The 25,137-nt window shown below is 60.5% G+C and carries 24 protein-coding genes; 3 read left to right on the forward strand and 21 right to left on the reverse strand.

Going from position 1 to position 25,137, the window contains the following annotated elements; translation table 11 throughout:
* The first annotated feature begins 9 nt into the window (after positions 1-9).
* On the forward strand, positions 10-1,401 hold the full coding sequence (locus tag OA90_RS01330) for a metallophosphoesterase (protein ID WP_068405937.1): 1,392 nt from the start codon (positions 10-12) through the stop codon (positions 1,399-1,401).
* Positions 1,398-1,673, forward strand: coding sequence for an amphi-Trp domain-containing protein (locus OA90_RS01335; RefSeq protein WP_068405940.1), 276 nt, complete (start codon positions 1,398-1,400; stop codon positions 1,671-1,673). Before OA90_RS01330 ends, OA90_RS01335 begins: the two co-directional genes overlap by 4 nt.
* Positions 1,674-1,955: 282 nt before the next feature.
* Here OA90_RS01335 and hypE read toward each other — a convergent pair whose 3' ends face one another.
* The 19 genes from hypE to OA90_RS01430 form a co-directional block, all read right to left on the reverse strand.
* Entirely contained in the window at positions 1,956-2,993 is a 1,038-nt protein-coding gene (gene hypE, locus OA90_RS01340) for a hydrogenase expression/formation protein HypE (protein WP_068405943.1), read from the reverse strand.
* Positions 2,990-4,141 (reverse strand): hydrogenase formation protein HypD, encoded by a 1,152-nt coding sequence (hypD, locus tag OA90_RS01345; RefSeq protein ID WP_068405945.1) that lies wholly within the window; start codon positions 4,139-4,141, stop codon positions 2,990-2,992. Before hypD ends, hypE begins: the two co-directional genes overlap by 4 nt.
* Entirely contained in the window at positions 4,138-4,395 is a 258-nt protein-coding gene (locus OA90_RS01350) for a HypC/HybG/HupF family hydrogenase formation chaperone (protein ID WP_068405947.1), read from the reverse strand. Before OA90_RS01350 ends, hypD begins: the two co-directional genes overlap by 4 nt.
* A gap of 12 nt (positions 4,396-4,407) precedes the next feature.
* Positions 4,408-5,229, reverse strand: coding sequence for a hydrogenase nickel incorporation protein HypB (gene hypB, locus OA90_RS01355; RefSeq protein ID WP_068405950.1), 822 nt, complete (start codon positions 5,227-5,229; stop codon positions 4,408-4,410).
* A complete protein-coding gene (gene hypA, locus OA90_RS01360; RefSeq protein ID WP_068405953.1) occupies positions 5,229-5,570 on the reverse strand; it encodes a hydrogenase maturation nickel metallochaperone HypA in 342 nt (113 codons plus the stop codon). Before hypA ends, hypB begins: the two co-directional genes overlap by 1 nt.
* Entirely contained in the window at positions 5,563-6,021 is a 459-nt protein-coding gene (locus OA90_RS01365; protein WP_068405956.1) for a hydrogenase maturation protease, read from the reverse strand. The genes hypA and OA90_RS01365 overlap by 8 nt, the downstream gene beginning before the upstream one ends.
* 133 nt (positions 6,022-6,154) lie before the next feature.
* Complete coding sequence (locus tag OA90_RS01370; RefSeq protein WP_068405959.1) at positions 6,155-7,597, reverse strand: Ni/Fe hydrogenase subunit alpha; 1,443 nt, start codon at positions 7,595-7,597, stop codon at positions 6,155-6,157.
* Positions 7,598-7,611: 14 nt separating this feature from the next.
* On the reverse strand, positions 7,612-8,181 hold the full coding sequence (locus OA90_RS01375) for an NADP oxidoreductase (RefSeq protein WP_068405962.1): 570 nt from the start codon (positions 8,179-8,181) through the stop codon (positions 7,612-7,614).
* Complete coding sequence (locus OA90_RS01380) at positions 8,178-8,906, reverse strand: 2Fe-2S iron-sulfur cluster-binding protein (RefSeq protein ID WP_068405965.1); 729 nt, start codon at positions 8,904-8,906, stop codon at positions 8,178-8,180. The genes OA90_RS01375 and OA90_RS01380 overlap by 4 nt, the downstream gene beginning before the upstream one ends.
* On the reverse strand, positions 8,903-10,783 hold the full coding sequence (locus OA90_RS01385; RefSeq protein ID WP_082836775.1) for an NAD(P)H-dependent oxidoreductase subunit E: 1,881 nt from the start codon (positions 10,781-10,783) through the stop codon (positions 8,903-8,905). Before OA90_RS01385 ends, OA90_RS01380 begins: the two co-directional genes overlap by 4 nt.
* A 217-nt stretch (positions 10,784-11,000) precedes the next feature.
* Complete coding sequence (gene hypF, locus OA90_RS01390) at positions 11,001-13,331, reverse strand: carbamoyltransferase HypF (RefSeq protein ID WP_068405968.1); 2,331 nt, start codon at positions 13,329-13,331, stop codon at positions 11,001-11,003.
* 191 nt (positions 13,332-13,522) lie between these two features.
* Positions 13,523-14,680 (reverse strand): M56 family metallopeptidase, encoded by a 1,158-nt coding sequence (locus tag OA90_RS01395; protein ID WP_068405971.1) that lies wholly within the window; start codon positions 14,678-14,680, stop codon positions 13,523-13,525.
* A complete protein-coding gene (locus OA90_RS01400; RefSeq protein ID WP_068405973.1) occupies positions 14,667-15,062 on the reverse strand; it encodes a BlaI/MecI/CopY family transcriptional regulator in 396 nt (131 codons plus the stop codon). Before OA90_RS01400 ends, OA90_RS01395 begins: the two co-directional genes overlap by 14 nt.
* Before the next feature lie 102 nt (positions 15,063-15,164).
* Positions 15,165-15,443, reverse strand: coding sequence for a DUF2160 domain-containing protein (locus OA90_RS01405; protein ID WP_068405976.1), 279 nt, complete (start codon positions 15,441-15,443; stop codon positions 15,165-15,167).
* Positions 15,443-16,240 carry a carbohydrate ABC transporter permease gene (locus OA90_RS01410; RefSeq protein ID WP_068405979.1) on the reverse strand — a complete coding sequence of 266 codons (798 nt, stop codon included), beginning with the start codon at positions 16,238-16,240 and terminating at the stop codon, positions 15,443-15,445. The genes OA90_RS01405 and OA90_RS01410 overlap by 1 nt, the downstream gene beginning before the upstream one ends.
* An 11-nt stretch (positions 16,241-16,251) precedes the next feature.
* Positions 16,252-17,118, reverse strand: a complete 867-nt coding sequence (locus tag OA90_RS01415) for a sugar ABC transporter permease (protein WP_068405982.1) — start codon at positions 17,116-17,118, stop codon at positions 16,252-16,254.
* Positions 17,115-18,206 (reverse strand): ABC transporter ATP-binding protein, encoded by a 1,092-nt coding sequence (locus tag OA90_RS01420; protein WP_068405985.1) that lies wholly within the window; start codon positions 18,204-18,206, stop codon positions 17,115-17,117. Before OA90_RS01420 ends, OA90_RS01415 begins: the two co-directional genes overlap by 4 nt.
* Positions 18,207-18,218: 12 nt before the next feature.
* A complete protein-coding gene (locus OA90_RS01425) occupies positions 18,219-19,283 on the reverse strand; it encodes an ABC transporter ATP-binding protein (RefSeq protein ID WP_068405988.1) in 1,065 nt (354 codons plus the stop codon).
* Between the two features lie 122 nt (positions 19,284-19,405).
* Positions 19,406-21,145 carry an ABC transporter substrate-binding protein gene (locus OA90_RS01430; RefSeq protein WP_068406598.1) on the reverse strand — a complete coding sequence of 580 codons (1,740 nt, stop codon included), beginning with the start codon at positions 21,143-21,145 and terminating at the stop codon, positions 19,406-19,408.
* Between the two features lie 535 nt (positions 21,146-21,680).
* On the opposite strand from OA90_RS01430, the gene OA90_RS01435 reads away from it, so the two are divergent.
* Complete coding sequence (locus tag OA90_RS01435; RefSeq protein WP_068405991.1) at positions 21,681-22,742, forward strand: NAD-dependent epimerase/dehydratase family protein; 1,062 nt, start codon at positions 21,681-21,683, stop codon at positions 22,740-22,742.
* 161 nt (positions 22,743-22,903) lie between these two features.
* Here OA90_RS01435 and OA90_RS01440 read toward each other — a convergent pair whose 3' ends face one another.
* Positions 22,904-23,758, reverse strand: coding sequence for a tryptophan 2,3-dioxygenase family protein (locus OA90_RS01440; protein ID WP_068405994.1), 855 nt, complete (start codon positions 23,756-23,758; stop codon positions 22,904-22,906).
* Positions 23,759-23,909: 151 nt separating this feature from the next.
* Positions 23,910-25,004, reverse strand: coding sequence for an ABC transporter substrate-binding protein (locus tag OA90_RS01445; RefSeq protein ID WP_068405997.1), 1,095 nt, complete (start codon positions 25,002-25,004; stop codon positions 23,910-23,912).
* Positions 25,005-25,137 lie beyond the last annotated feature (133 nt).

Here is a 25,137-nt window from a genome sequence, read left to right on the forward strand (position 1 = left end):
GCGACGATCATGACGCATCCAACCCCATTTCTTCCGTGGATCGCCCGTGACGCTGAACTCGGCATCCCGGAAAGCTGCATCGTCTGGCCACTGGACAGGCGCGGCGACGCCCAGATGCCTTGCACCCGCGCGCCGGATGTTGCCGCCAGTCTTGCAAGGACCAATGCGCTCGGCCAATGGGACTGGCCGGATGTTGCCGCCAGTCTTGCAAGGACCAATGCGCTCGGCCAATGGGACTGGCCGGAAAAGCCGGTGGTTTTCATTTCCGATCTGCATGCGGATGCCGAAAGCCTGCTGCGCTCCCTCGTCACCGCGAGGGTAATCCTGCGCGGGAGCGAAGACCTGACCGATTTCACACTTACGCCCTTCGGCCGAAGCTGCCAGATTGTCATCGGCGGCGATTGTCTCGACAAGGGCCCGAGCAACCTCGACCTGCTCGACAGCCTCGCCAGACTGATGAAATCCGGCGCGGACGTGGTTCTGCTGGCCGGCAATCACGACTTGCGGCTGTTTCTCGGTCTCGAAGCGCTGACCGTGAAACGCAATTCTCTCAGCGCCCACATGTTTGTGCGCATGGGCAAGAAAGTCATGCCGCTCTTGAAAGAGGTATTCGAGCGCCACGTGAATGCCGAGACCGCGATGGAAGACGTCCCCGACGAGGCGACCTGTCTGGACCTGATGGTGCCCGGGAAAAAATGGACGAAGCAGTTCCCGAGGGCAGCCGCCCCATACATGAACAAGGCAGCCATCGCCAAGGAAATGCGGCGCCTGAAAAGGAAGACGGAGAAATTCGCCGACCATGCCGCCGACTGCGGCCTTAACATCCGCCAGCTTTATGCTGCGGCGCTGAAATGCAGGGAGCTGTTCGCCGACCCTTCAGGTCACTACGCCTGGTTTTTCCGCAGCATGAAAGCGGTCCATCAGAGCGGCTCGCTGCTCTTCGTGCATGCCGGTATCGACGATCACATGGCCGCGCAGATTTCCAGGAAGGGTATCGCCCATGTCAACCGGCGCTTCAGGAAGGAAAGCCGGAAAGACCCTTTCGTTTTCTATTCGGGCACCCTCGCAAATCTGATGCGCACCAAGTACCGGGACGTGGATCACCCCCTGACGGAAGCCGGCGTGGAGGAACTCCATCTCGCAGGCATCAAGCTTCTCGTCCAGGGGCACGTCAATCGGCATAACGGCCAGGAACTGACGTCCAGACACGGCCTGCTGCACCTGGAAGCGGACATCACCCTTGACCGGCACTCGAGAAGCATCGAGGGTCTGGAAGGTATCGGCAGCGGAGCGACGATCATTTATCCAGACGGCAATATTCTGGGCATCAGCCGCGACTACCCGCACGCCAAACTGTTCAACCCGGCACGGTTTCTCCAGCAACACGGACTGTCGCAATGATGGAACGAAAAGGCCGCTTCCGGCACCAGTCCCTGCAGGACAGGAAGTCCATCCAGAAACTGCTCGACGCGGTCAAGCGGGGCATCGCCAAGGGTGAACTGCAGTTCGGCGACGATACAGGCGAGATCATCCTTGAACCCAAGGGCCTGATGAACCTGCGCGTCACCGCCACCGCAGAGGACGACCAGTCCCGCCTCGACCTGCGCATCACCTGGACCAACGACAGCGAAAACGGCAAGGACAGCGGCAAGCTGAAGGTCAAGGGCGGGTAACGTCGCCGGGTCGTTCCGGACCGGGGCCGCGCTGAAAGTTTGCCTGTTTCAATGCGTTTGAGTGTCCGCTTTGCTCACGCTGATATCCGGATTCCCGATCACGCAGTGGCACTGTCGCGCCATGCTGTCTGGAATGACAGCCTCGAGAAGACTTGCAAGTTCTGGGTCTAAACTTTCTTCCATCATCCCGGACAAGTGCAGCAAGGCTGCCCGACGATCCGGGATCCAGACATCAGCGTGAGCAACGCGAGCACAATTCCCAAGCCCTCCTGTCCCACACCCTCAGCAGATCCTCGGCAACTGCTCGCCCGACAGCCAATCGACGACGCGGGATCCCCCAAAGCCGGTCTGCATCACCACCATCCTGTCGGCATCCTCGACAATCTTGCCGACTTTTGCCGACAGCCTCCCGAGCGGATGGGCGCGCATGATCTCCAGCAGAAGATCGGCATCGGCGGCAGCGCAGATACAGATCAGCTTGCCTTCGTTGGCGACATAAAGCGGATCGAGCCCAAGCAATTCGCAGGCGCCTTCCACGTCAGGCCCGACCGGGATGGCATCTTCCTCAAGGGTCACACCAACCCCTGACGCATGTGCGATTTCATTGAGCGCGGTGGCCAGGCCGCCACGCGTCGGGTCACGCAGGACGGCAATGCCGGGAACGGCTGCGATCATGTCAGCCACGAGTGAGTGCAGCGCCGCGCTGTCGGAAAGAATTTCCGTTTCGAACTCCAGATTTTCCCGTTTGGACAGGATCGCCACGCCATGATCGCCGATGGACCCTGACAGCAGCACGACCTGACCCGGCCGTGCGGCGGACGGCGAAATCGAAACGCCGTCCGGCAGAACGCCCACACCAGCCGTCGTGATGAAGACACCGTCGCCCTTGCCCTTCTCCACCACCTTGGTATCGCCGGAGACAACCGGAACGCCGGCCTCCTGCGCGGCCCGTGCCATGGACATGACGATCCGTTCCAGATCGGCCAGCGGAAAGCCTTCCTCCAGAATAAAGCTCGCGGTCAGCGACAGCGGACGTGCCCCCGCCATGGCGATATCGTTCAAGGTGCCGTGCACCGACAGCGAGCCGATATCGCCACCGGGAAAGAACAGCGGCGAGATGACATGCGCATCGGTGGACATCACCAACCGCCCCGGCGGCACATCGAAAACCGCCGCATCGTGCCGCTGATCGAGGATCGGGTTTTTCAGATGACGGTGGAACAGGTCTTCTATCAGCTCCGCCGTTGCGCGGCCGCCGCCGCCATGGGTCATGTCGACAGCACCGGTGCGGTATTTCGGCGGAGCGTTCACGCTGTTCATGCAGCGGCTCCCTTTGCCGGAATCGCAGCCCCGCGTTTACGTCCATAGGTCCAGTAGGCGGCACAGGCGCCTTCCGAGGAAACCATGCAGGCTCCCATCGGATTGTCCGGTGTGCAGACCGTTCCGAACAGCTTGCACTCCGTCGGTTTTTTCACGCCGCGCAGGATCGCCGGGCATTCACAGGACTTGACCTCCCGGGAGTCCTTCGGGCTGACCGTGAAGCGTTTTTCAGCGTCGAACGCTGCATAGGTGTCACGGATCCTCAAGGCACTGTCGGGGACATAACCAAGGCCGCGCCATTCAAAGGTTCTGCGCAGCTCCAGCACCTGAGCGACGAGGCTCTGCGCCTTGCGGTTTCCCTCGCGCGTGACGACCCTGGTGTACTGGTTTTCCACCACGTGGCGCCCCTTGTTGATCTGGCGGATCAGCATCAGGGTCGACTGCATCACGTCAAGCGGCTCGAAACCGGCGATCACCACAGGCTTTTTGAACTCCCGCGCTGCCGGTTCATAGGGCGCCCAGCCGATGACCGAGCTGACATGGGACGGCCCGAGGAACCCGTCGATCCGCACCGGTTTTTCACCAGGCTCGAACGGTGCATTGACGATATGGGCGATGGCGGGCGGGGTCAGCACATGATTGCAGAAGACGGTGAAGTTCGTCAGGCCTTCCGCCTGCGCCTGCAGGATGGCAACGGCCGTCGGCGGGGTGGTGGTCTCGAAACCGATGGCGAAGAAAACGACCTGCCGGTCCGGATTGTCCCGCGCCACATTGAGCGCATCCTGCGTGGAATAGACCATGCGGATGTCCGCACCTTCTGCCCTCGCCCGGATCAGGCTTTTCTGCTTTGTGCCCGGCACCCGCATCATGTCGCCGTAAGTGGTGAGGATCACGCCTTCTTTCAGCGCAAGCTCAACCGCATCGTCCAGGCGGCGGACAGGCAGCACGCAGACCGGGCAACCGGGACCATGAACATATTCGACATTCGCGGGAACCAGATCCTGCACACCATAGCGGAAGATGGCGTGGGTATGCCCGCCGCAGAATTCCATCAGGTTGTAATGCCGATCCGGATCCGCTTCCCTGCTAATGGCCGCAGCGAGCTTGCGGGCGAGCCCGCCGTCGCGGAATTCGCGAATATATTTCATGCGCCCGCCTCCCCGGCCATCTCCGCGAGTTCCTCCGCCAGAACACCGGTTTCAGCCATCAACTGAAGCGTGCGCTCCGCCTCCTCCACACTGAGCTTGTGCAATGCAAAGCCGACATGGACGAGAACATAGTCTCCGACCGCCACGTCTTCGAGCAGAGCCGTGGAGACCGGCTTCCTGATGCCTTCCAGCGCGACGGTCGCCATGTCGTCAGCGTCGATGGAAACCACCATTGCGGGGATGGCAAGGCACATGAGCGGGATCTCCTATTCCGCGGCCAGCGGGGCCGGATTTGCCGCGTGCACGGTGCGCACGTCTTCCAGCCAGTTCATCCAGCCGTCAAACCCCTCGCCCGTACGGGCCGAGACCTGCAACACCCTGATACCGCTGTTGACCCGCTTCGCATTGGCAACCGCCGCCCCGACACAGAAATCGACATGCGGCAGAAGATCGGTCTTGTTGAGGATCATCACATCGGCCCTGGCGAAGATATCGGGATATTTCAGCGGCTTGTCCTCGCCTTCGGTCACCGACAGGATCACCACCTTGAAGGCTTCGCCGAGATCGAAACCGGCCGGGCAGACCAGATTGCCGACATTCTCGATGAAAAGGATGCCTCCCGGTTCAAGCGGCAGCTTTTCGAGGGCACGACCAACCATATGCGCATCGAGATGACAGCCCTTGCCGGTGTTGATCTGGATGGCCGGCGCGCCCGTTTCACGGATGCGGTCGGCATCGTTGGAGGTCTGCTGATCCCCTTCGATGACCGCAGCCGGCGTATTGCCCGCAAGCCGCTTCAGGGTTTCCACCAACAGCGTCGTCTTTCCAGACCCCGGACTGGACACCAGGTTGAGCGCCAGAACGGTTTTTTCAGCAAGGAGTGTCCTGTTCCGGTCGGCATGAGCATCGTTCTTGCCGAGAATATCAGCTTCCAGTCGTATCAGACGCGACTGGCTCATGCCCGGCACCGAGAGCCCGGCATCGCCTTCACCGAAGTGGACATGACCTGTCCCATGATCATGATCGGGATCATCACCATGCTTGTGCCCATGCACATGGCTGGTACTGCAACCGCAAACCGTACACATCACACCACCTCCAGTTCCCGGATTTTCAGGTCTTCCCCGCTCACGACCTGCAGGGCTTCCGAGCCGCACTCAGCGCAGGTATCGAACAGCTCTTTCACCGGGACGGTCTTGAAACAGGACAGACACAGAGCTTCGGCAGGCGGACGCGCAATCTCCAGCACCGCCCCTTCCGCTAAAGAACCTTTCATGACAACGTCAAAGCCGAACTGCAGCGCTTCTGGCTCCACGCAGGAGAGCGGGCCGATATCGATACGAACGCGTTTGACCCGGCTGAAGTGGTCCGTGGCCGCCTGATCCTTCAGAATGTCGAGAATGCTCTCGCAGAGCGACATTTCATGCATGGGCCGCCGCCTCCAATGGAACGGTTTCCGCCAGCCAGTTCAGGAAGAACGTTTCCGCTTCGGCCAGATTGACCGCCGCCTTGTCCGAGAGCCCCTCTTTCACCTCACCATAGTCATACCCGGAAATGCCGAGCACAAAGGCGCGCGGCGAGGCGCCGTAGAGCGTTTCGCAAAGGGCGAGAACCGTTTCCGGGACCAGGCTGTGACTGCCCAGAACCTCCGGAGCGCCGGGCGACACTTCCCTGAAGGAAAACGCTTCTTCGCCGTTGATTTCGGCATCCGCGAACACCACCAGATCGTGGCCGGAAACCGTCAACGCATGCTCGGCGACAAGCTGGTAATCGGTATCCACATCCAGTACCGGCAGACCACGCGCGGCCATGCCTTCCGAAAACGCCGGGCCAAGCCCGTCATCCCCGCGTCCCGGATTACCGTACCCGATCAGAAGCATTCCTTTTCCCTTCTCGGATCCGCAGCGCCGATACCTTCCCGGATCCCGGAAATCACGTTGCGCTTCAACGCACGTTCCGCCGTCCCGGTCTTGAGCCGGGACGGCAGTGTATTTGATGCAGGGCCCTGCCCCATCAAACACACTGCGTTCTGCTGTCGAGCAGACCGCCTTCCGCGTTGAACAGCTCCACCTGCAGCGGCATCTGACCGAGGGCGTGGGTGGCGCAGGACAGGCACGGGTCATAGGCGCGGATCGCCACCTCGACATGGTTGAGCATGCCTTCGGTGATCTGCTCCTTGCCGGACAGGTGCTTGATCGCGACATCCTTCACCGCCCGGTTCATGCCCTCGTTGTTATGGGTCGTGGAGACGATCAGGTTGCAGTAGGTGACCTGGTCGTGCTCATCGACCTTGTAGTGATGAATGAGATTGCCGCGCGGGGCCTCGATCACGCCGATGCCCTCCTCACGCCGGTCGCCTGTCGCGATCAGATCGGTGCCCTGAAGATCGGGATCGTGCAGAAGCTCGCGCATCTTCTCCACGCAATGCAGCACCTCGATCATGCGCGCCCAGTGATTGGCAAGCGTCGAATTGTTCGGTGTGCCGCAGGTCACCGCCTTCAACTCCTTGAGCGCGGCGTCCGCCAGCGGCGTGTCGATGAAGCTCGCCGTGTTCATGCGCGCCAGCGGCCCGACCCGGTACCAGCCGTCGTCCGGCCCCATCTCCCGGATGAAGGGAAACTTCATATAGGACCAGGAGCGTACATCCTCCACGATCAGCTCGTGATATCTGCTGTAGGGCACCTGGTCGAAAAGCATCTCGCCGGTGGAACTGAGCGCCCGGAGATTGCCGTGATATAGATCCAGCGCGCCGTCGCTTTCCCGTACCAGGGACATGTAGTTGGAGGGAAAGGAGCCGAATTCGGCCACCAGGTCCTCGTGCTCCAGCGTGTAGTCGCGAGCGAGTTTCACCGCATCCTGTGCCCATTCGGTCATTTCATCTATCGACCCGAGAAAGTGGTCGCGGCGCTCGACAGGCAGATTGCGGTTGATGCCGCCGGGAATGGCGCCCGTGCCATGCACCTTCTTGCCGGCCGTCGCCTCGATGATTTCCTGACCGTATTTGCGCATCAGAATTGCGCGCTTTCCGAGCTCCGGCTTTTCCTTGATCACCTCGAAGATGTTGCGCTTTTCCGCCGGCGCACCGAAACCGAACAACAGGTCCGGAGCGGCCAGATGAAAGAAATGCAGCACGTGCGACTGCATCACCTGGCCGTAATGCATCAGCCGGCGCATCTTTTCCGCCGTCGGGGTGAGCTGATCGACGCCGGCGATCATGTCCATCGCCTTGGCCGCCGCCAGATGGTGGCTCACCGGGCAGATGCCGCACAACCGTTGCACGATCACCGGCACTTCCCACATGAGCCTGCCCCGGATGAACCGCTCGAAGCCGCGGAACTCGACGATATGCAGCCGTGCCTCGTCGACTTCGTTGTCCGCATTGAGGTGAATGGTCACCTTGCCGTGGCCCTCCACGCGGGTGACCGGCGAGATCTCGATCAGTCTGGGTTCGCTCATGTCGGTCTCGCGCCTCAGTCGAATTTGATCATCTCACGCTCGAAGCCCCGGAATTTTCCGGTCAGCAGCTTCGAGAGCGTGTCGAAAATAATGTCGCCGCCCGGTGCGCAACCGGGAATCTGATAGTCGATCTCCACCACTTCCGAACACGGATAGACGTCGTCCAGCAGCAATGGCAGCGCCGGATCGTTTGGTACGTTGTGGGTCGTGTTACGGATATATTTGCCGGTGATATAGGCTTCCTCCAGACACTCCCGGAGCGGAGCGTCCGAATGCATGATCGCATTGCGCATGGCCGGCAGACCTCCCATGATGGCGCATTGGCCAAGAGCGATCAGCACGTCGCAATTGCGCCGGAAGTCGTGCAGCACATGCACGTTCTCCTCGTTGCAGCAGCCGCCCTCTATGATGCCGATGTCGCAGCGCGTGGTGAAGCGCTTCTTGTCCGTCAACGGCGAACGATCGACGTCAACCAGCTGCATCAGATCGATCAGGCGCTCGTCGATATCGAGGATCGCCATGTGGCAGCCGAAACAGCCGGCCAGCGATACGGTCGCGATACGTGCCTTCGGAAGCTCGCTCATTTGCGCCTCGCCTCGATTTCGTGACCGATCAGACCCTTGTCGAATTCCCGCTCGCCAATGGGCGTGACGAAACCGACTCGCTTGCGAATGATGCAACCGACAGGACAGACCTCTGATGAAATCGCATGATCCGTCACCTGCGCATCCGTATCGGCGAGATTTTCGCCGTTCACCGCGACCCTTCGGTGAATGCCGCGTCCGACATAGCCGAAGACCCCCTTGCCATCGACGTCCTCCGACGCGCGGATGCAGCGCCCGCAACTGATGCAGCGGTTGGTGTCCAGCGCGATATCGGGATGCGAGGCGTCCAGCGCCCGGCAGGGTTCCAGATAGGGAAACCGCGTCGTCTCGGTCATGTCGAGCCGATATGCCATCGCCTGCAATTCGCAATTGCCGCTCGCCTCGCATATCGGACACAGATGATTGCCTTCGTGGAACAGCATCTCCACCAGATCCCGGCGCATCTTGGTCAGATGCGGGCTTTCGTTCTCCACCGCCTGTCCGGGAGCCGCGGGCTGCGTGCAGGCGGCCACGCTGCGCCCGCCCGCCTTGACCGTGCATACGCGGCAACTGCCCTGATGGCGCAGGCCCTCATGATCACACAGACGCGGGATGTAGACCCCTGCTGTGTCGGCAGCTTCCATGATCGTTTCACCGGCGTAGGCGGTGATCTCGACCCCGTCGATCGTGAAGGTGAAGCCGGTCTCTTTCTTCGTGCCGCTCATTGCGTGAAGTCCCTGTCGAAGATGTAGGAGCGGCGCTTGGCGATCTTGCGCGCGCCATCGATGGCCGACTGGATGTCGAACGTGTCGCGAATGCCGTCCTTGTTCGGCTTGGTCACAGCCGAATAGACAAGCGGAAAATTCTGCAAGGTCGAGAGGATCGGGTTCGGCGAGGTCATGCCCAGGCCGCACCGGCTCGTTTCGATGATCGTGCCGGAAAGTTCCTTCAGATAATCGATGTCCTCCGGGTTCGCGAGCCCCTTGCGGAACTTGCCGATCGCCTTCTGCAGGAACACATTGCCGACCCGGCATGGCGTGCAATAGCCGCAGCTCTCATGCACGAAGAAGGACATGTAATATTCAACGATCTCGAGAATGTTGCGCTCCCCGTTGAAGACGATGATCGCGCCGCCGGTGGCCAGGTCGTCGAAGGTCAGTTTGCGGTGAAAGCTGTCCCGGGCAATCATCGTTCCGCTCGGACCGCCGACCTGGACAGCCGCCGCATCCTGCCCGCCGGCCATTTCCAGGACCTCCCGGAGGGTATGGCCATAGGGAAGCTCGTAGATGCCGGGATTGAGGCAGTCGCCGCAGATGGAGAACAGCTTGGTGCCGTGCGAGCCTTCCGTGCCCATCGCGTGGAACCAATCCGCGCCCCTGTCCAGAATGCGCGCCGCCTGGCAGAAGGTCTCGACATTGTTGACGACCGTCGGATGTCCGAGATAGCCACGGTTGACCGGGAAAGGCGGACGGGTCTTCGGCTCGCCCGGCAGCCCCTCGCAGGAGCTGATCAGCGCGCCTTCCTCGCCACAGATATAGGCACCCGCCCCGAGTTGCAGACGGACGTCGAAATCAAAGTTTCGAATGCCGTGAATGCTCTTGCCCAGAAGCCCCCGGCGGCGGCGGTCCTCCAGCACCTGTTCAAGCAGTTCGCGCAGATAGACATACTCGCCGCGCAGATAAAGTATGCCTTCGTTGGCACCGACGGCCCTGGCGGCGATCGTCATGCCCTCGATCAGGAGATGCGGTCTCTCGGTCAGAAGCACCCGGTCCTTGAAGGTTCCCGGCTCGCCTTCGTCCGCATTGCACAGGATAAAGCGCTTCTCGGCCCTTTCTGCTGCAGCGAAGCGCCACTTGTGTCCGGTCGTGAACCCGGCGCCGCCGCAACCGCGCAGGCCGCTTTCCTCGATAGCGGCGATGATCAGTGACGGCATCATCGCGGCGGCCTTGTCCAGCCCCGCGTCTTCCGGCACCGGTCCGAGCAGCACCTCACCGGCGTGGCGGATATTGTTGTCGACCATCCGGGTCGCGCGCTCATGCGGCGTCAGTTCGGCAAAGCGCTCGCTGATCAGATGGTCCGGCGTCCGGCCCGCTTTCAGAACCTCGGCCAAGGCCCGGGCCGTATCGGCCGTCAGCCGGGTCAGAACCACGTCGTTGATCATCGCGGCGGGGGCCTGGTCGCACATGCCGATACAGGGCGTGTACTCGAGCGAGAAAGCCCTGTCCGCGGATGTCTCGCCCATACGAATGTCGAGCACTTCCTCGAAGGCGGCCGCGACTTCCGCCAGTCCCGCATAGCGGTCGACGATGTCGTCACACAGGCGGATGGTGACCCGGCCCTTCGGCGTCAGGGAGAGAAACGAATAGAAACTTGCAACACCTTCCACCTGGATACGGGTGAGACCGGTCTCCGCCGCGACCCTGTCCATCGTGGAGGGTGAAATGCAGTGATAACGGTCCTGGACCGCCCGCAGGATGTCCAGCATCCGGTGTTTGTCGTTACCGAAGGTCTGGCAGATCGCAGCTATCTCTTCCGCGGGAACCGCGCCAACATCGCACGCGGTAGACGACAGCCCGTTGCTACATTCCTGACCGTTATCCATGGCAGACACCCTTCAGGCACCGGAAGAACGGAGGCTCAACGCTTAAATCGATTAGATCGGCATGAAAATCGTTGCGCATGAAGAAACCGCCAAATCATTTGTGATGATCCCGATGGCCTTACGCTTCCAGAGTTGCGATCAAGCGTCGTTGACGCAAATCAACATGCCTGAATTCAAGGCAGTCTTTTTCAGCCCTCCGCCGGTCAGTTGCTGCGGGTCAGCTGCCGACGGCCACCCTCCGAGCCACCGCGATTACACCTTGCCCGAGCGCCAGCCCGCCATCGTTGGCGGGAACAGTTTCGTGGGTCAGCACCCTGAACCCCATCGCATTCAGGCGGTCGGTCAGGCCATTTTTCAAGATGGCGTTCTGGAAGACCCCGCCAGAGAGAACCACCGTATCCCCCGGCCGCGCCCCGCAACGTGACAGCCCCTCGGCGAGCCCCTGGATTAGACCAAGATGAAACCGGGCGGCAATTCGCCCGCGCTCCAGTCCGGCGTGCAGATCCGCGATCAGCTCCTGCCACAAGGGCGCGAATGAAAACCGCATAGGAGAGGGCATGAAATCGACAGGATAACCGCTTTCGTCCTGCACGAAGGGCCGTGCCAGACTTTCAAGTGCCATCGCGGCCTGCCCCTCGAAACTCTGGTGGTGAAAGCTGATTCCGAGCATCGCGGCGACCGCATCGAAAAGACGGCCGGCGGAGGAGGACGGCGGCGCATTGAGCGCTCGTTCCATCATCCGCTCCAGCAGTGCCAGGTTCTTTTCCTCAAGTGCTGCCGCGACGTACAATCCGGTGAGACGACCAAGATAATCCGGACCGAATGCCGTCCGGAGATGCGCCGCAAGGTTCCGCCACGGCTCGCGCACCGCCGCAGCTCCCCCCGGCAGGGGAACCGGCAGAAAAGACCCGAGACGCTGAAAGCTCTCAAGCCCGCCCTTGAGTATTTCCCCGCCCCAGACCGTGCCGTCTTCTCCCCAACCGAGACCGTCGAGAATGACCCCATATACCGGTTGTTCTCCCGAAAACGTCCAGCCCCGCCCGGCAAGGCAGGACGCCAGATGCGCGTGGTGATGCTGCACACGCACCAGATCGGCACCGAACTCGGCCGCAAGCTCTTCTCCGTAAACGCTGGAGAGATACTGCGGATGCGCGTCCACTGCGATCACCTCCGGCTTGAAGCGGTAGAGATCAAGGTAAAGCCGCAGCGTTTTCTTGTAGTCCGCGAATGTCGGCGCGTTCTCCAGATCGCCGAGATGCTGCGACAGCACCGCATCGCGGCCGTTGATCAGGCAGAAGGTGGATTTCAACTCACCGCCCATGGCGAGCACCCTGGGCGCACGCTCGAAATCCGGCGCCAGCCTCACCGAGGCAGGCGCATAGCCACGGGCCCGGCGCAACATGGAAACTCCCGACCGGTCGAGCCGCAGAACGCTGTCATCCAGCCGGTTGACGATCTCCCGGTCGTGCATGAGGAAACCGTCGGCGAGCCCGGCGAGGTGCTGCCGTGCCCCGGCGTTCTGCGTTTCCTGCGGATTCTCTGACAGATTGCCGGATGTCATGACGATCGGCCGCGTGAGGCGTGCCAGCAGCAGGTGATGCAGCGGCGTGTTGGCCAGCATGACACCGAGCCTGTCCTGGCCCGGAGCGATGCCTTCCGCTAGTGCCGGACCAGCCTTCCGGAGCAGCAGGATCGGCGCCGCCGCGCTTGCCAGGATGTCCGCTTCCTCATCGCTGACACGGCAATACCTGCGGATCTGGTCGAGGTCCCGCGCCATCAGGGCCAGAGGTTTGTCGGGACGGTGTTTGCGCTGGCGAAGCGTTCTGACGGCAGCTTCGTTGCCGGCATCGACGGCGATCTGAAAACCACCCAGTCCCTTGACCGCCAGGATATCCCCGGCCCGCAACCGTTGGGCTGCAAGCGTGACGGGATCGCCTTCAGCCTCACGTCCATCGGTACCCTCGAACCACAGCCTTGGACCGCAGTCCGGACAAGCGACAGGCTGGGCATGGAACCGGCGGTCGGCCGGGTCCTCATACTCCGCCCGGCAGGACGCGCACATCGAAAAACCGGACATGGAGGTCGAGGCGCGGTCATAGGGTATATGCCGCAGAATGGACAGGCGCGGCCCGCAATGGGTGCAGTTGGTGAAGGCATAGCCGTGATGTCTGTCCGACGGATTGCCTATATCGGCAAGGCAGGCAGGACACGTGGCCGCATCGGGCACAACACCGGTCGCGACGGCGCCGCCCCGGCTTTCCAGGATGCGGAAACCGTCCGGGCGAGGACGTTCGGCGCCGGTGACGACTTCAATCCCGTCAACCCGGGCCAATGCCGGTCTGTCCGTTCGAAGCCTTTCGGCGAAAACGCCGAGCATCTCCGGAAATCCGTGAGCTTCGATCTTGACGCCCGCGCCGTCGTTGAGCACGTGGCCGGCAATGCCGAGTTCGTTCGCCAGCTTCCAGACGAACGGCCGGAACCCGACCCCCTGGACAAGTCCGGAAACTCGGATGGTGGTGCTGGAAGAGAAATTGCCGATCTCGGTCACGCGTTCGAAAAGTTGAAAGCCATCACGCGATCAAACGACGATCCCTCCGGAAAGCCAAACGGAAAATCGCCACCGCATGCCTTCGCGCACTCTCCATGTCGTTCCGGCCTTGAACCGGGACCTCGACGTGGCCCCGGCTCGAGGCCGGGGCAGCCAGGTGGAGAGCGGTGTCACAGCAGAAACCGGAATGGTCACCGCAGCGGCCGCTGGCCGAAGGTGTTGATCACCTGCAGGCGCTCCAGATTGACAATCGCCGAAAGCATGAGCCGATCCTGACTCCAGTCCGCCGGTTTCTGAATCGACAGGGCCGCAAGGAAAATGACCGCCACCATCGGCAGGACCGCCAGCCCGACGATGCCCCAATGGGGATGAAGCCGGTTCGGCTCCATCAAGGCTTCCACACGGCGCCGAAGTTTCTGGGCCGGTGAGCGGCGCAGCAGCCGGTCATTGACTTCAAGCAGGGCCACGGAGGCGACACTGCCCGAGCGATCGTGTCTCATCAGTTCCTGCCGCTTTTTCAGCCCCGCCTGTGCCGCTCTCAGCAGACACAGGCAATAGGATCTCAGGTCCACACGCGCATCTTCGGCAACTTTCTGGTCGCAGGCCAGTTCGCGAAGCCGCTCAACCTCAGATTTCCAGACGTAATAGAACGGGTTCCAGAACAGCAGCGGGCGCAGGCATTCCAGCGCGACTTCCCAGGTGACGTCGCCCCGGCGCAGATGCTGGAATTCATGCCTGAGGACAAGACCGAGATCGTCCGGCTCGGCCAGAAGATCCGACGGGATCACCACGTAGTGGTAGTGAAGACCGCGCGCGGAAAAGGGTACAAGCGCACGATCCGACAGCAGCAGCTTCAACCGCCCATTGCGCCGCCAGAGATGACAGCCGGACAGCATTCGGTGGAGCCGCGCGAAACTCACCGCCAGCCGCAGTCCGAAACAGGTGAAACCGGCGATCAGAAGCAGCGCCACGCCCTTGCCGAATCCCGGCTCCATGGCAACAATGCTCTCGCTCATACGGCTGCGCACTCCGAGAAGGGACTGGAAGTCCTCCGCCGGAATACCGATGCCGCCTCGCAGATACTGCGCAACCGCATAGTCCGCCAGATTAACCGGCAGCCTGGCGGGAAGCACTTCCGCCGCAAGCATGTAGTGATAGCCGGCAACGATGGCCGGTGACAGAACAATGATGGCAAACAGGCCGTTCAGCAAACCGAGCTGGAGTGAAAAGGCGAGCCTCTTTCCAGTTCGGGCCAGAAACAGTTTTGCGGTCAGCCACACGATGGCCGTAACCGCCAGTGTTATGTTCAGATCGATGTAAACATCGAACACCCCGTTAAGTAGCGTCATCTGTCGTCCTCCCGTCCAGCAACGCTCTGATCTCCTCCAGGTCCTGCTTCGAAAGGTCATATTCATCCACGAGCCGCGCCACCAGGGACGCGGGCGTGCCGTCGAAGAGTTTATCCGACAGGTTTCGAAGAAAACGGGACTGGTAGGTGTCTTTGGTCAGCCGGGGGGAATAAATGAATGTCTTGCCTTCTTTCCGGCTGTCCACGAAGTTCTTTTCGTCCAGGATCCGCATGATGGTGGCGCATGACGTATAGGCCAGTTTTCTGTCCGGCGGCAGACATGCGAGAATATCCCGCACGGAGCCTTCGCCGAGTTTCCAGAGTTCGGTCATGAACTCCAGCTCGACTTCGGTCAGAAACTCGTTGCTCTTACGTTTTCTCATTATTTCCCTGCGCCAATTGCGGATTCGATGGGGCCACGGCGCCTATTCTTGCATCAATACCGGGTAAAATACTATTCCTTTAGTCGAACACGATTTCGGCCGTCAGACTTTCCAGAAGCAGAAAGTTCCCCAGCCAATGCTGATCGCCAGGGGCCACCAAAGCGGCGGGCCCATGAGCCCCAGCCAGGCGAAGAAAATGAAGGCACTGCCCAAGAGGGTGATGAACAGCCGGTCGCCGCGCGTCGTCGTCAAGCCCAGAACACCGTTGCGGGCCTGTCCGCCCGGATAGCGCACTTCCAGCAGTATCAGCACGCCGATTGCAGTGAAAATCCCGACGAACAGCAGCGCCGTCGGCCAGGTCCAGGCCATCCAGCCGAGCATCAGACCCTCCCCAGGGCAAAGCCCTTGGCAATGTAGTTACGGACGAAATAGATGACGATGGCGCCGGGAATGATGGTCAGGGTCCCGGCCGCCGCCAGAAGCCCGAGTTCGTAGCCCGCGGAGGAAGCGGTCCGGGTCATTACAGCGGCGATAGGTTTGGCCTCGACCGCGGTCAGCGTCTTGGCGAGCAACAGTTCGACCCAGGAAAACATGAAGCAGAAGAAGGCGGCAACGCCGACCCCGGCCGTGATCGAGGGCAGGAAGATGGTCACGAAGAACTTCGGGAAGGAATAGCCGTCCACATAGGCCGTTTCATCCAGTTCCTTCGGCACCCCGCTCATGAACCCTTCCAGGATCCAGACCGCCAGCGGCACATTGAACAGACAATGGGCAAGCGCCACCGCGATATGGGTGTCGAACAGCCCGACGGCCGAATACAGCTGGAAGAAAGGCAGCGCGAAGACGGCTGCCGGCGCCATGCGGTTGGTCAGCAGCCAGAAGAACAGATGCTTGTCGCCCACGAACGTATAGCGGGAAAAGGCATAGGCTGCCGGCAGCGCGACGACGACCGAGATGATCGTGTTCAAGGTCACGTAGATGATGGAGTTGATGTAACCCCAGTACCAGGTCGGATCGGTGAGGATCGCGGTATAATTCGCCAGGGTCCAGGTCTGCGGAAACAGGGAGAACCCGGCAAGGATCTCGTTGGTGGTCTTGAAGCTCATCGCGACCAGCCAGTAGATCGGCAGCATCAGGAAGAGGATGTAGATCACGGGAACCAGGCTTTTCAGGCGCATTTCGGTTCTCCTCAGGACTTGTTGTCGTTCATCGTCATCAGCGTGTAGAACAGCCAGGAGGCCAGCAGCGTGATGGCGAAATAGATGAGGGACATGGCGGCCGCCGGTCCGAGATCGAACTGGCCAAGAGCGATCTTCACCAGATCGATGGACAACAGTGTGGTGGAGTTGCCCGGTCCGCCGCCGGTCAGCACGAACGGTTCGGTATAGATGTTGAAGCTGTCCATGAAGCGCAGCAGGATGGCGATGGTCAGCACCGTTTTCATCTTCGGAAGCTGGATGTAGCGGAACACCGCCCAGTTCGATGCCCCGTCGATTTCCGCCGCCTGATAGTAGGCGTTCGGGATCGAAACCAGACCGGCATAGGCAAGCAGCACCACCAGCGACGTCCAGTGCCAGACATCCATGATGACGATGGTCACCCAGGCTGCCAACGGGTTCTGGGTCATGTCATAGGAAATGCCCAGTGTGTGGTTCATGAAGTAGCCCAGCAGTCCGATGTCCGGCAGGGTGAAGATGTTCCACATCGCACCGACCACGTTCCAGGGGATCAGCATGGGAAGTGCCATGGTGACCAGGCAGAATGGCACCCAGAACCCCTGTCGCGGCATCGCCAGGGCGATGGCGACCCCAAGCGGCACCTCGATGATCAGGATCAGGAATGTGAACAGGAACTGGCGACCAAGCGCCTTGTGAAAGCGTTCGGATGTAAGCACCTGCTCGAACCAGTCGATGCCTTGCCAGAAGAAAAGATTGTCGCCGAAGGTTTCCTGGACGGAATAGTTCACCACGGTCATCATCGGGATGAGCGCGTTGAATGCGACCAGCAGCAGCACCGGCGTGACGAACAGCCAGGCCCGTTGATTCAGCTTCTTCATCGCGCACCTCCCTCGGGCCGGCTTGCCAGCCAGCCGTCCTTGTAGAGCCGGGTCTGGGACTGTTTGAAATCGAGCATCACCGCATCCCCCGCATTCGGTGCGTCGCCCTCGAGGATCGCGTGGATGCGGCTGTCATGGGCGATGGCTTCAACCACCTTGTGGCGGCCGATATCGGCCACCTTGCGCACATGGGCGGCGATCCCCCCGCCGGTTCTGGAAACCGACACGAACTCCGGCCGGATACCAACCTCGGCCTTGCCGTCGCCGGCAATTCCGGACGGACCTTCCAGCGTGACTTGCTCGCCGCCGAAGAAAGCAGCCCCGCCGCGAACCTCACAGGGCAGGACATTCATGCCGGGCGATCCGATGAAATGGCCGACGAAGGTATGCGCCGGACGTTCGAACAGGTCCACCGGCGTACCGATCTGGACAATTTCGCCATCCTGCATCACCACCACCTGATCGGCGAAGGTCAGCGCCTCGGTCTGGTCGTGGGTGACATAGATCATGGTCGCCCGCACCCGCTGATGCAGCTCCTTGAGCTTGGAGCGCAGCTTCCACTTCAGATGCGGGTCGATCACGGTCAGCGGCTCGTCGAACATGACGACATTGACGTCCTCGCGTACGAGGCCTCGGCCCATGGAGATCTTCTGCTTGTTGTCCGGAGAAAGGTTCGATGCGCGTGTCGACAGCATGCCGGTGACTTCCAGCATCTCCGCGATCGCGGTCACCCGCTGTTTGACGATGGCCTCGTCCCTGCCACGATTGCGCAAGGGAAAGGCCAGGTTGTCGTAAACGGTCATCGTGTCGTAGATGACCGGAAACTGGAAGACCTGCGCAATGTTGCGCTTCGCCGGCGGCAGGGCCGTCACATCCTGGTCATCGAACAGGATCTTGCCTTCCGAAGGAACGAGAAGGCCGGAGATGATGTTCAACAGTGTGGACTTGCCGCAGCCGGATGGCCCCAGAAGCGCATAGGCGCCGCCGTCTTCCCAGGTCAGATCGATCTTCTTGAGCGCGTAATCGTCATCGCCCGCCGGATCGGGGCGATAGCTGTGCCGCAGGTTGGAGAGTGTGATTTGTGCCATGAGGTCCTCTCCCTATGCTGCCAGCGTGCCGTCGGGCGCGAAGAAAAAACAGTGGTTCGGGTCGAGGTGGAAGGTATGCACCTCACCGACCTGATAGGGATGCACCCCCGCTGACAGGGACACCCAGGGCTGCCCGTTCATCTCGAAATGGGCGCTGCTTTCCGAGCCGCTGAGTTCAGTTACCAGAACGTGGCCCGAGAGCCTGACCGAATGGTCCGGCGTTTCCACCGGCAGCACATGATGCGGCCGGATCGCCAGCGTGTAGCGCCCGTCGGCAAGGCTCGCCGCGTCACCCGGCAGGGTCCAGCTCGTCTTCTCGTTCAGTACGACCCTTTCTCCCTGCTTGGTCACTTGCGCAACGTTGATCGGAGGATTGGAGAACACTTTCGCCGCATCCAGATCCCTGGGCTTGCGGTAGATGTCGGCAGTGGGGCCGAACTGGACCACCTTGCCGTCCGTCATCAGTGCGGTCTTCCCGCCAAGCAGAAGCGCTTCTTCGGGTTCGGAGGTCGCGTAGACGACAACCGCCCCCCGGCCGGCGAACAATTCGGGAAGCTGATCGCGCAGCTCCTCGCGCAGCTTGTAGTCCAGGTTCGCCAGAGGTTCGTCGAGAAAAACGGCGTCGCTTTCCTTGACGATGGCACGGGCCAGCGCGGTCCGCTGCTGCTGGCCGCCGGACAATTCGTGCGGTTTGCGATTCAGGAAGGGCTTCAGTTTCATGAGGCCCGCCGCCTCGTCCACCCGGCCCTCGATTTCCGACTTCGCCACGCCGGCAACTTTCAACGGCGAGGCAATGTTGTCGAAGACCGACATATGCGGGTAATTGACGAAAAACTGGTGCACCAGGCTGATGTTGCGCTTTTGCGCCGACAGGCTGGAGACATCTCTGCCATTGAGGACAATCTGCCCGGAGGCGAGGCTGTCGAGGCCGGCCATCAGCTTGATCAGCGAGGTCTTGCCCGAACCGGTTTCTCCGAGAAGAACGTTGAAATGGCCGGTTTCAAGCGTCAGGCTCGTTTCCTTGACGTGGGTGATGCCTGCCACGCGCTTGCTGACGTTTTTAAGTTCCAGGGACATGTATCTTCGCCCGCGTCCGGACTGGCTCAGGGTTTGGAACTCCGAAACCCTGGCCGTCACATTCGCATAGGTGGGGGACCGGGGTCTTCCCCGGTCCTGTTGTTGGGATCAGACGACCCGGCTCAGTTTTCCGCCCAGCGGGCAACCAGCTCGTCATAGTTCACGGTCTGGCCCTGAGGCTTCTCGTTGTCGAGCTTGGCCTTTGGAGCACCCGGCTGGGACAGCCAGTATTCCGCGTCCTTTTCCTCGTTCAGACGTGGACCGCAACCGCCGTAGACGTTGGCGCGCTCATCGGCCTGCTGCATGCGGGCCATAACGATGTCCATTTCCTCCGCCAGACGGTCCATGGCTTCCTGCGGCGTGAAGGCGCCGGAGTTCACGTCACCGATCTGCTGCCACCAGATCTGGGCCAGCTTCGGATAGTCAGGAACATTGACGCCGGTCGGCGACCAGGCCACCCGGTCCGGAGAGCGGTAGAACTCGACCAGCCCACCGAGTTTCGGAGCCCGTTCGGTGAACGATTCGTGACGCACGGTGCTGTCACGAATGAAGGTGAGACCGACATGGCTCTTCTTCACGTCAACCGTCTTGGAGACCACGAACTGGGCGTAGAGCCAGGCGGCTTTCGCACGGTCTTCGGGAGTGGATTTCAGGATGGTCCAGGAACCCACGTCCTGATAACCGACCTTCTGGCCTTCTTCCCAGTAGGGACCATGCGGGCTCGGAGCCATGCGCCACAGCGGCGTACCCTCGTCATCCACCGTGTTGTTGCCTTCGGACTTCGGCTTCACCATGTCAGCGGTGAACGCGGTGTACCAGAAGATCTGCTGGGCAACGTTGCCCTGGCTGAGTGCCGGCAGGGACTGGTAGAAATCGAAGCTGGCGGCACCCGGAGGGGCGAAGTTGCGCAGCCACTCATCCCATTTGCGGATGGCGTAGACAGCCGCAGGACCGTTGGCGGCACCACCGCGGGAAACCGAAGCACCCACCGGGTTGCAGGTCCCCTTTTCCATGCGGATGCCCCACTCGTCGACCGGAATGCCGTTCGGCTCACCCTTGTCGCCGGCGCCGGCCATGGAAAGCCAGGCATCGGTCATGCGCCAGCCGAGATCCGGTGCGCGCTTGCCGTAATCCATGTGTCCGAAGATCTGGACGCCGTCGACTTCCTTCACGTCGTTGGTGAAGAACTCGGCAATGTCCTCATAGGCGGACCAGTTGACCGGAACGCCCAGGTCATAACCGTATTTGTCCTTGAAGGCCGTCTTCAGGTCTTCACGGTCGAACCAGTCCTTCCGGAACCAGTAGAGGTTCGCGAACTGCTGGTCGGGCAACTGGTAGAGATCGCCGTCCGGACCGGTGGTGAACTGCGTGCCCATGAAGTCGTCCAGGTCGAGTCCCGGATTGGTGACATCCTTCGCGGTACCTTCCATCCAGTCGGACAGATTGTAGGCAAGCTGCAGGCGGGAATGGGTGCCGATCAGATCGCTGTCGTTGACATAGGCGTCATAGAGGTTCCGTCCGGTCTGCATCTGGGTCTGGACAGCCTGAACGACTTCGCCTTCACCGAGAATCTGGTGATTGACCTTGATACCGGTGATTTCCTCAAACGCCTTCGTCAGGACTTCCGACTCGTAGGAATGTGTCGGGATACCTTCTGACAGGACGTTGATCTCCATGCCATCGAACGGTTCGGCCGCCTTGATGAACCACTGCATCTCGGCAAGCTGATCGTCCTTCGACAGGGTCGAAGGCTGGAATTCCTGGTCAATCCACTTCTGTGCCGCTGCTTCGTCGGCAAAAGCGGATCCTGACCCCGCAATCACAGCGCAAGCTGCAACCGCGGAGAGTAGATACTTACGCATCTGCATCTCCTCCCAATGAGATAAATAGCGCCGTGTTTATCCGGCTGCCGATACTTGGACATACCGTTGCCATGTTGTCAAACTAATTTTTTAGTAGATTTATTTCGACCCAAAAAACAATTTAAAGCATTGATATAAATAAGATAATATCGACGCGCATTTGATCCGGCGACCGCTCGTTTTCTCGTTTTGATCTCGTTGTCAGGACCGAGTGTGGCACAAATTTGTCGGCAAATGTAGGGTGGAAACCAGGTTTCGGTTCTTTCATTTGAGCGATCGCATTTCGACGAATCAATTTCGTTTGGTGCCATCAAACGAAAATATTTGATTGGCACGGCAGCGCAGCATGGCCTGCTGCAACGCCAGAAGAGAGCAATCTTCATCCTGGCCCGCCTCTTCCTCACGCCAGAACAAGTCCCGTGACAGGCCTCGCAAAACACCAACACCGGAAATGCCTGGGCACGTGTTTTAGGTTGCAAATCTCCATACGGAAAAGGATGAATGCAAAAAGCGCTTCAACCGGGAACCAAACTCAGTGAACCAGCCGATCTCCACAAGCCACCCGGTTCTGGTAACCGGTGCCACAGGGTATGTAGCCGGCTGGCTGGTGAAGGAACTGCTTGAGGCCGGCGTCACCGTAAACGCGGCGGTACGCGATCCCGGCAACGCTGCAAAACTGCGGCACCTGCGCGAAATCGCGGACAGATCGCCCGGAACACTAAGGTTCTTTGAAGCGGATCTCCTGAAGCCGGGCTCCTATGCCGCCGCCATGGAGGATTGCCGACTTGTCTTTCATACAGCGTCGCCATTCACCACCCGGGTCAGGAACCCGCAAAGGGAGCTGATCGATCCGGCACTCAAGGGCACCCGGAATGTACTGGAAACCGCGGCGGCAAATGCGGCAGTCGACAGGGTCGTCGTCACCAGTTCCTGCGCGGCGATCTACACCGACGCCATCGACTGCCAGACAGCTCCCGGCGGGACACTAAACGAAGAGATCTGGAACACCACCGCGTCGCTCTCCTATCAGCCTTACAGCTATTCCAAGACGCTGGCGGAACGCGAAGCCTGGAGGATCGCCGACGGGCAGAACCGCTTCAGACTGGTCGCCGTGAACCCGTCGCTGGTCATCGGCCCGGCCCTGAACCCGGATCCAACCTCCGAGAGTTTCAACATCGTCCGGCAGATGGGGAACGGCACCATGAGGCTGGGCGCTCCGAAACTCGGGATCGGCGCCGTGGACGTCCGCGATCTCGCCCGGGCGCATGTCGCGGCCGGTTTTGCTCCACATGCGCAGGGCCGCTATATCGTCTCGGGTCACAACACCAACATTCTCGAACTCGGCAAGACCCTCGTTGAAAAATTCGGTGACGCTTATCCGGTGCCGCGCAAATCGGTGCCCAAACCCATGGTATGGCTGTTGGGCCCGCTCATGAGCGGCATCTCCCGCAGGTTCGTCACCAACAACGTCGATGTGAAATGGCGCGCGGACAATTCCAGAAGCAAACGCGACCTCGCCATGACCTACCGCCCGCTCAAGATGTCCATGGAAGACATGTTCCAGCAGATGATCGACACCGGAGCCTTCGGGAAGTAGCGGGCATTGCCCGCTGATTTCTGTCTGGCTCGATGAATACGGCCTTACGCAGGCTTCCCTCTTGCAGTCCCGAACCTGATCCGGGACCTCGCAGACGGCACTCGAAAACCTTGCTTGGCGTAAAGCCGCGACACCGGATGGCTCTTGGTGGAGCGGAAGGATCAAAGCACCGTTCTGACGTGCCAGAGTTCGGGGAACAGCTCCACCTCAAGCATGCGCTTCAGATAGGAAACACCTCCCGTCCCGCCGGTGCCGCGTTTGAAGCCGATGACCCGCTCGACCGTCGTCACGTGATTGAACCGCCAGCGGCGGAAATAGTCCTCCAGGTCAACCAGCTTCTCACCGACTTCGTAAAGTGCCCAATGCGCGGACGGGTCACCGTAGACAGCCCGCCAAAGCTCCATGATCTGGGGAACCTCCCGGTGCGGTTCCCCCGCCGGTGTCTCGGTAAGTTCCCGGTCAATCTCGAACCCGTTTCTGCGGGCAAAGGAAAGCACCACCTGGTAAAGGCTCGGCCGTTCGAGCTCTTCCCTGAGAAGCGCAACGCCTCCCGGATCATGTTCATGTGGCTTGATCATCGCCGTATTGCGGTTGCCGAGCGCAAATTCGATCAACCGGTACTGCAGGGACTGGAAACCCGAGGAGACGCCCAGCGCATCGCGGAACCGCGTGTAATCGCTCGGGGTCATCGTGCGCAACACGTCCCAGGCCGAGTTGAGCTGTTCCATGATACGGCTGACCCGGGCCAGCAGCTTCATGGCTTCAGGCATGTGATCTTCCATGATCGCCTGCCGTGCGCCGAACAGTTCGTGCAGCATCAGCTTCATCCAGAGTTCGGACGTCTGGTGCTGAATGATGAAGAGGAGTTCGTCAGGAGCGTCCGACTGCGGCGACTGCGCCGTCAGTATCCGCGAAAGCCCCAGATAGTCGCTGTAGGACATCTTGTCCGAAAACGCCGTTTCAGCACCTTCCGTTGCGGGGTCATAGGCACCGCCAGGGCTGTTGCTCTCTGTCATCGATCTCTCCTGTCCGGCTGCTGCTCCCTCTGCTCGGGAGGCACCCTATCTGCCGGTAAACGCGTTCAGGCATCTATAGCCCCGCAACGGCGGAGTTGGATAGAGTTGAACGAGAGAGACTGCGCAGGAAACCCTGTCGGGCCGAAAGGTCTCAGCTCCCTGAAGCTTTCAGGATGGCCCCGGCTGAAAAGTCATAATGGCTGCTGCCGTTTATGGTCTTGCAGAACTGCCTGTAATCAATTTTGTCCCAGTCGCTGTCACCGATATTGGTCAGATAGAGATCCACGTTCTCGGGTGTGATAGGCGACATCCTGAAAACAACATCGACAAAGATCTCGCCATCGACCGATCTGGAAAAGTGGTCCCGGAGCATGACCAGAGCCCAGGCGCCGGCGAAGAAATGTCCACCATGGGTCATGGTCAGACTATCATCGCGCACAGCCTCCATACCGTCCGAAGACCAGTTGAGTCCAGCGAAAAAAATGTCCTCGCCCGGTCTCAGTCCGGCTTCCAGAGCCGCTTTCTGAGCGCCGAAGGCTACATCGTCATTCACCGCCCAGACGATATCCACCTGCGCGCGCTCGAACACGTTGCGGGCGCGCTTGTAGGCGACGGTCTCGTTCCAGTCGGTCGGGATCGCGTGCAGCAGCTTCACATCCGGATTGTTGGCAACCGCGCGCAACATCCCCGTCTCCCTGTGAAGACCGGCAGGCGTGGACGCGTCGCCGGTCAACGCCAGAAGGCGGATCGTCTCCCCTTGCGGTTTGAACTTCCGGGCCTTCTCGATAAGGGAACTGGCCATCTCGTACCCGGCGGATTCATTGTCCGGGACGATGGACGCCACGATGTTGCCCAAATCGATATTGTGCCGTTCAAGATTTTTCTTCTGTTTGGGGGTCAGCTTGTTCAGCAGGAACAAGACCTTGCTGGGCTTGCCATCCATGAGTTGAAGCAACCGGGCGGCCGACTGGTTCTCGTTCACAAGGATGAAATAGTCAGGAAGATCCCCATCCTCCAGCCGCTTCTTGAGCAGCGCCTCCATGATATAGGGTTGCCGGTCCGCATTGAGGATTTCAAGCTCCACATTCAGATCCGCCGCCGCAGCGGTCATGGTTCTGGATACGTCTCCCCAGAAGCCGGTCTCGCTACCCGGATTGATGAATGTGACCCGAAAATCGGCAGAATGAGCCACACCCGCGAAGGTCAGGAAACACCAGATCCAGAACAGTCTAGAAAATGCAGTCATTCAAATCCCGGTTCGTCACACGACGACTTTCCAGCAGATCGAACGGCAAACAACGGCCGCAATGGAAAGCCTGGCCAAAATGTTTGGGCGCTTGCGGATGCCGCATGTGTTTTCACATCTAATCATCCGCATA

Origin of the sequence: Labrenzia sp. OB1 (genome assembly GCF_001624695.1) — a bacterium.
In the GTDB taxonomy this organism is placed as follows: Bacteria; Pseudomonadota; Alphaproteobacteria; order Rhizobiales; family Stappiaceae; genus Roseibium.

Bases quoted from the DNA above. Each gene is read 5' to 3' on its own strand.
- OA90_RS01330 (WP_068405937.1), top strand. From the start codon at position 10: ATGACGCATCCAACCCCATTTCTTCCGTGGATCGCCCGTGACGCTGAA.
- OA90_RS01335 (WP_068405940.1), top strand. From the start codon at position 1,398: ATGATGGAACGAAAAGGCCGCTTCCGGCACCAGTCCCTGCAGGACAGG.
- hypE (WP_068405943.1), bottom strand. From the start codon at position 2,993: ATGAACAGCGTGAACGCTCCGCCGAAATACCGCACCGGTGCTGTCGAC.
- hypD (WP_068405945.1), bottom strand. From the start codon at position 4,141: ATGAAATATATTCGCGAATTCCGCGACGGCGGGCTCGCCCGCAAGCTC.
- OA90_RS01350 (WP_068405947.1), bottom strand. From the start codon at position 4,395: ATGTGCCTTGCCATCCCCGCAATGGTGGTTTCCATCGACGCTGACGAC.
- hypB (WP_068405950.1), bottom strand. From the start codon at position 5,229: ATGTGTACGGTTTGCGGTTGCAGTACCAGCCATGTGCATGGGCACAAG.
- hypA (WP_068405953.1), bottom strand. From the start codon at position 5,570: ATGCATGAAATGTCGCTCTGCGAGAGCATTCTCGACATTCTGAAGGAT.
- OA90_RS01365 (WP_068405956.1), bottom strand. From the start codon at position 6,021: ATGCTTCTGATCGGGTACGGTAATCCGGGACGCGGGGATGACGGGCTT.
- OA90_RS01370 (WP_068405959.1), bottom strand. From the start codon at position 7,597: ATGAGCGAACCCAGACTGATCGAGATCTCGCCGGTCACCCGCGTGGAG.
- OA90_RS01375 (WP_068405962.1), bottom strand. From the start codon at position 8,181: ATGAGCGAGCTTCCGAAGGCACGTATCGCGACCGTATCGCTGGCCGGC.
- OA90_RS01380 (WP_068405965.1), bottom strand. From the start codon at position 8,906: ATGAGCGGCACGAAGAAAGAGACCGGCTTCACCTTCACGATCGACGGG.
- OA90_RS01385 (WP_082836775.1), bottom strand. From the start codon at position 10,783: ATGGATAACGGTCAGGAATGTAGCAACGGGCTGTCGTCTACCGCGTGC.
- OA90_RS01395 (WP_068405971.1), bottom strand. From the start codon at position 14,680: ATGACGCTACTTAACGGGGTGTTCGATGTTTACATCGATCTGAACATA.
- OA90_RS01400 (WP_068405973.1), bottom strand. From the start codon at position 15,062: ATGAGAAAACGTAAGAGCAACGAGTTTCTGACCGAAGTCGAGCTGGAG.
- OA90_RS01405 (WP_068405976.1), bottom strand. From the start codon at position 15,443: ATGCTCGGCTGGATGGCCTGGACCTGGCCGACGGCGCTGCTGTTCGTC.
- OA90_RS01410 (WP_068405979.1), bottom strand. From the start codon at position 16,240: ATGCGCCTGAAAAGCCTGGTTCCCGTGATCTACATCCTCTTCCTGATG.
- OA90_RS01415 (WP_068405982.1), bottom strand. From the start codon at position 17,118: ATGAAGAAGCTGAATCAACGGGCCTGGCTGTTCGTCACGCCGGTGCTG.
- OA90_RS01420 (WP_068405985.1), bottom strand. From the start codon at position 18,206: ATGGCACAAATCACACTCTCCAACCTGCGGCACAGCTATCGCCCCGAT.
- OA90_RS01425 (WP_068405988.1), bottom strand. From the start codon at position 19,283: ATGTCCCTGGAACTTAAAAACGTCAGCAAGCGCGTGGCAGGCATCACC.
- OA90_RS01430 (WP_068406598.1), bottom strand. From the start codon at position 21,145: ATGCGTAAGTATCTACTCTCCGCGGTTGCAGCTTGCGCTGTGATTGCG.
- OA90_RS01440 (WP_068405994.1), bottom strand. From the start codon at position 23,758: ATGACAGAGAGCAACAGCCCTGGCGGTGCCTATGACCCCGCAACGGAA.
- OA90_RS01445 (WP_068405997.1), bottom strand. From the start codon at position 25,004: ATGACTGCATTTTCTAGACTGTTCTGGATCTGGTGTTTCCTGACCTTC.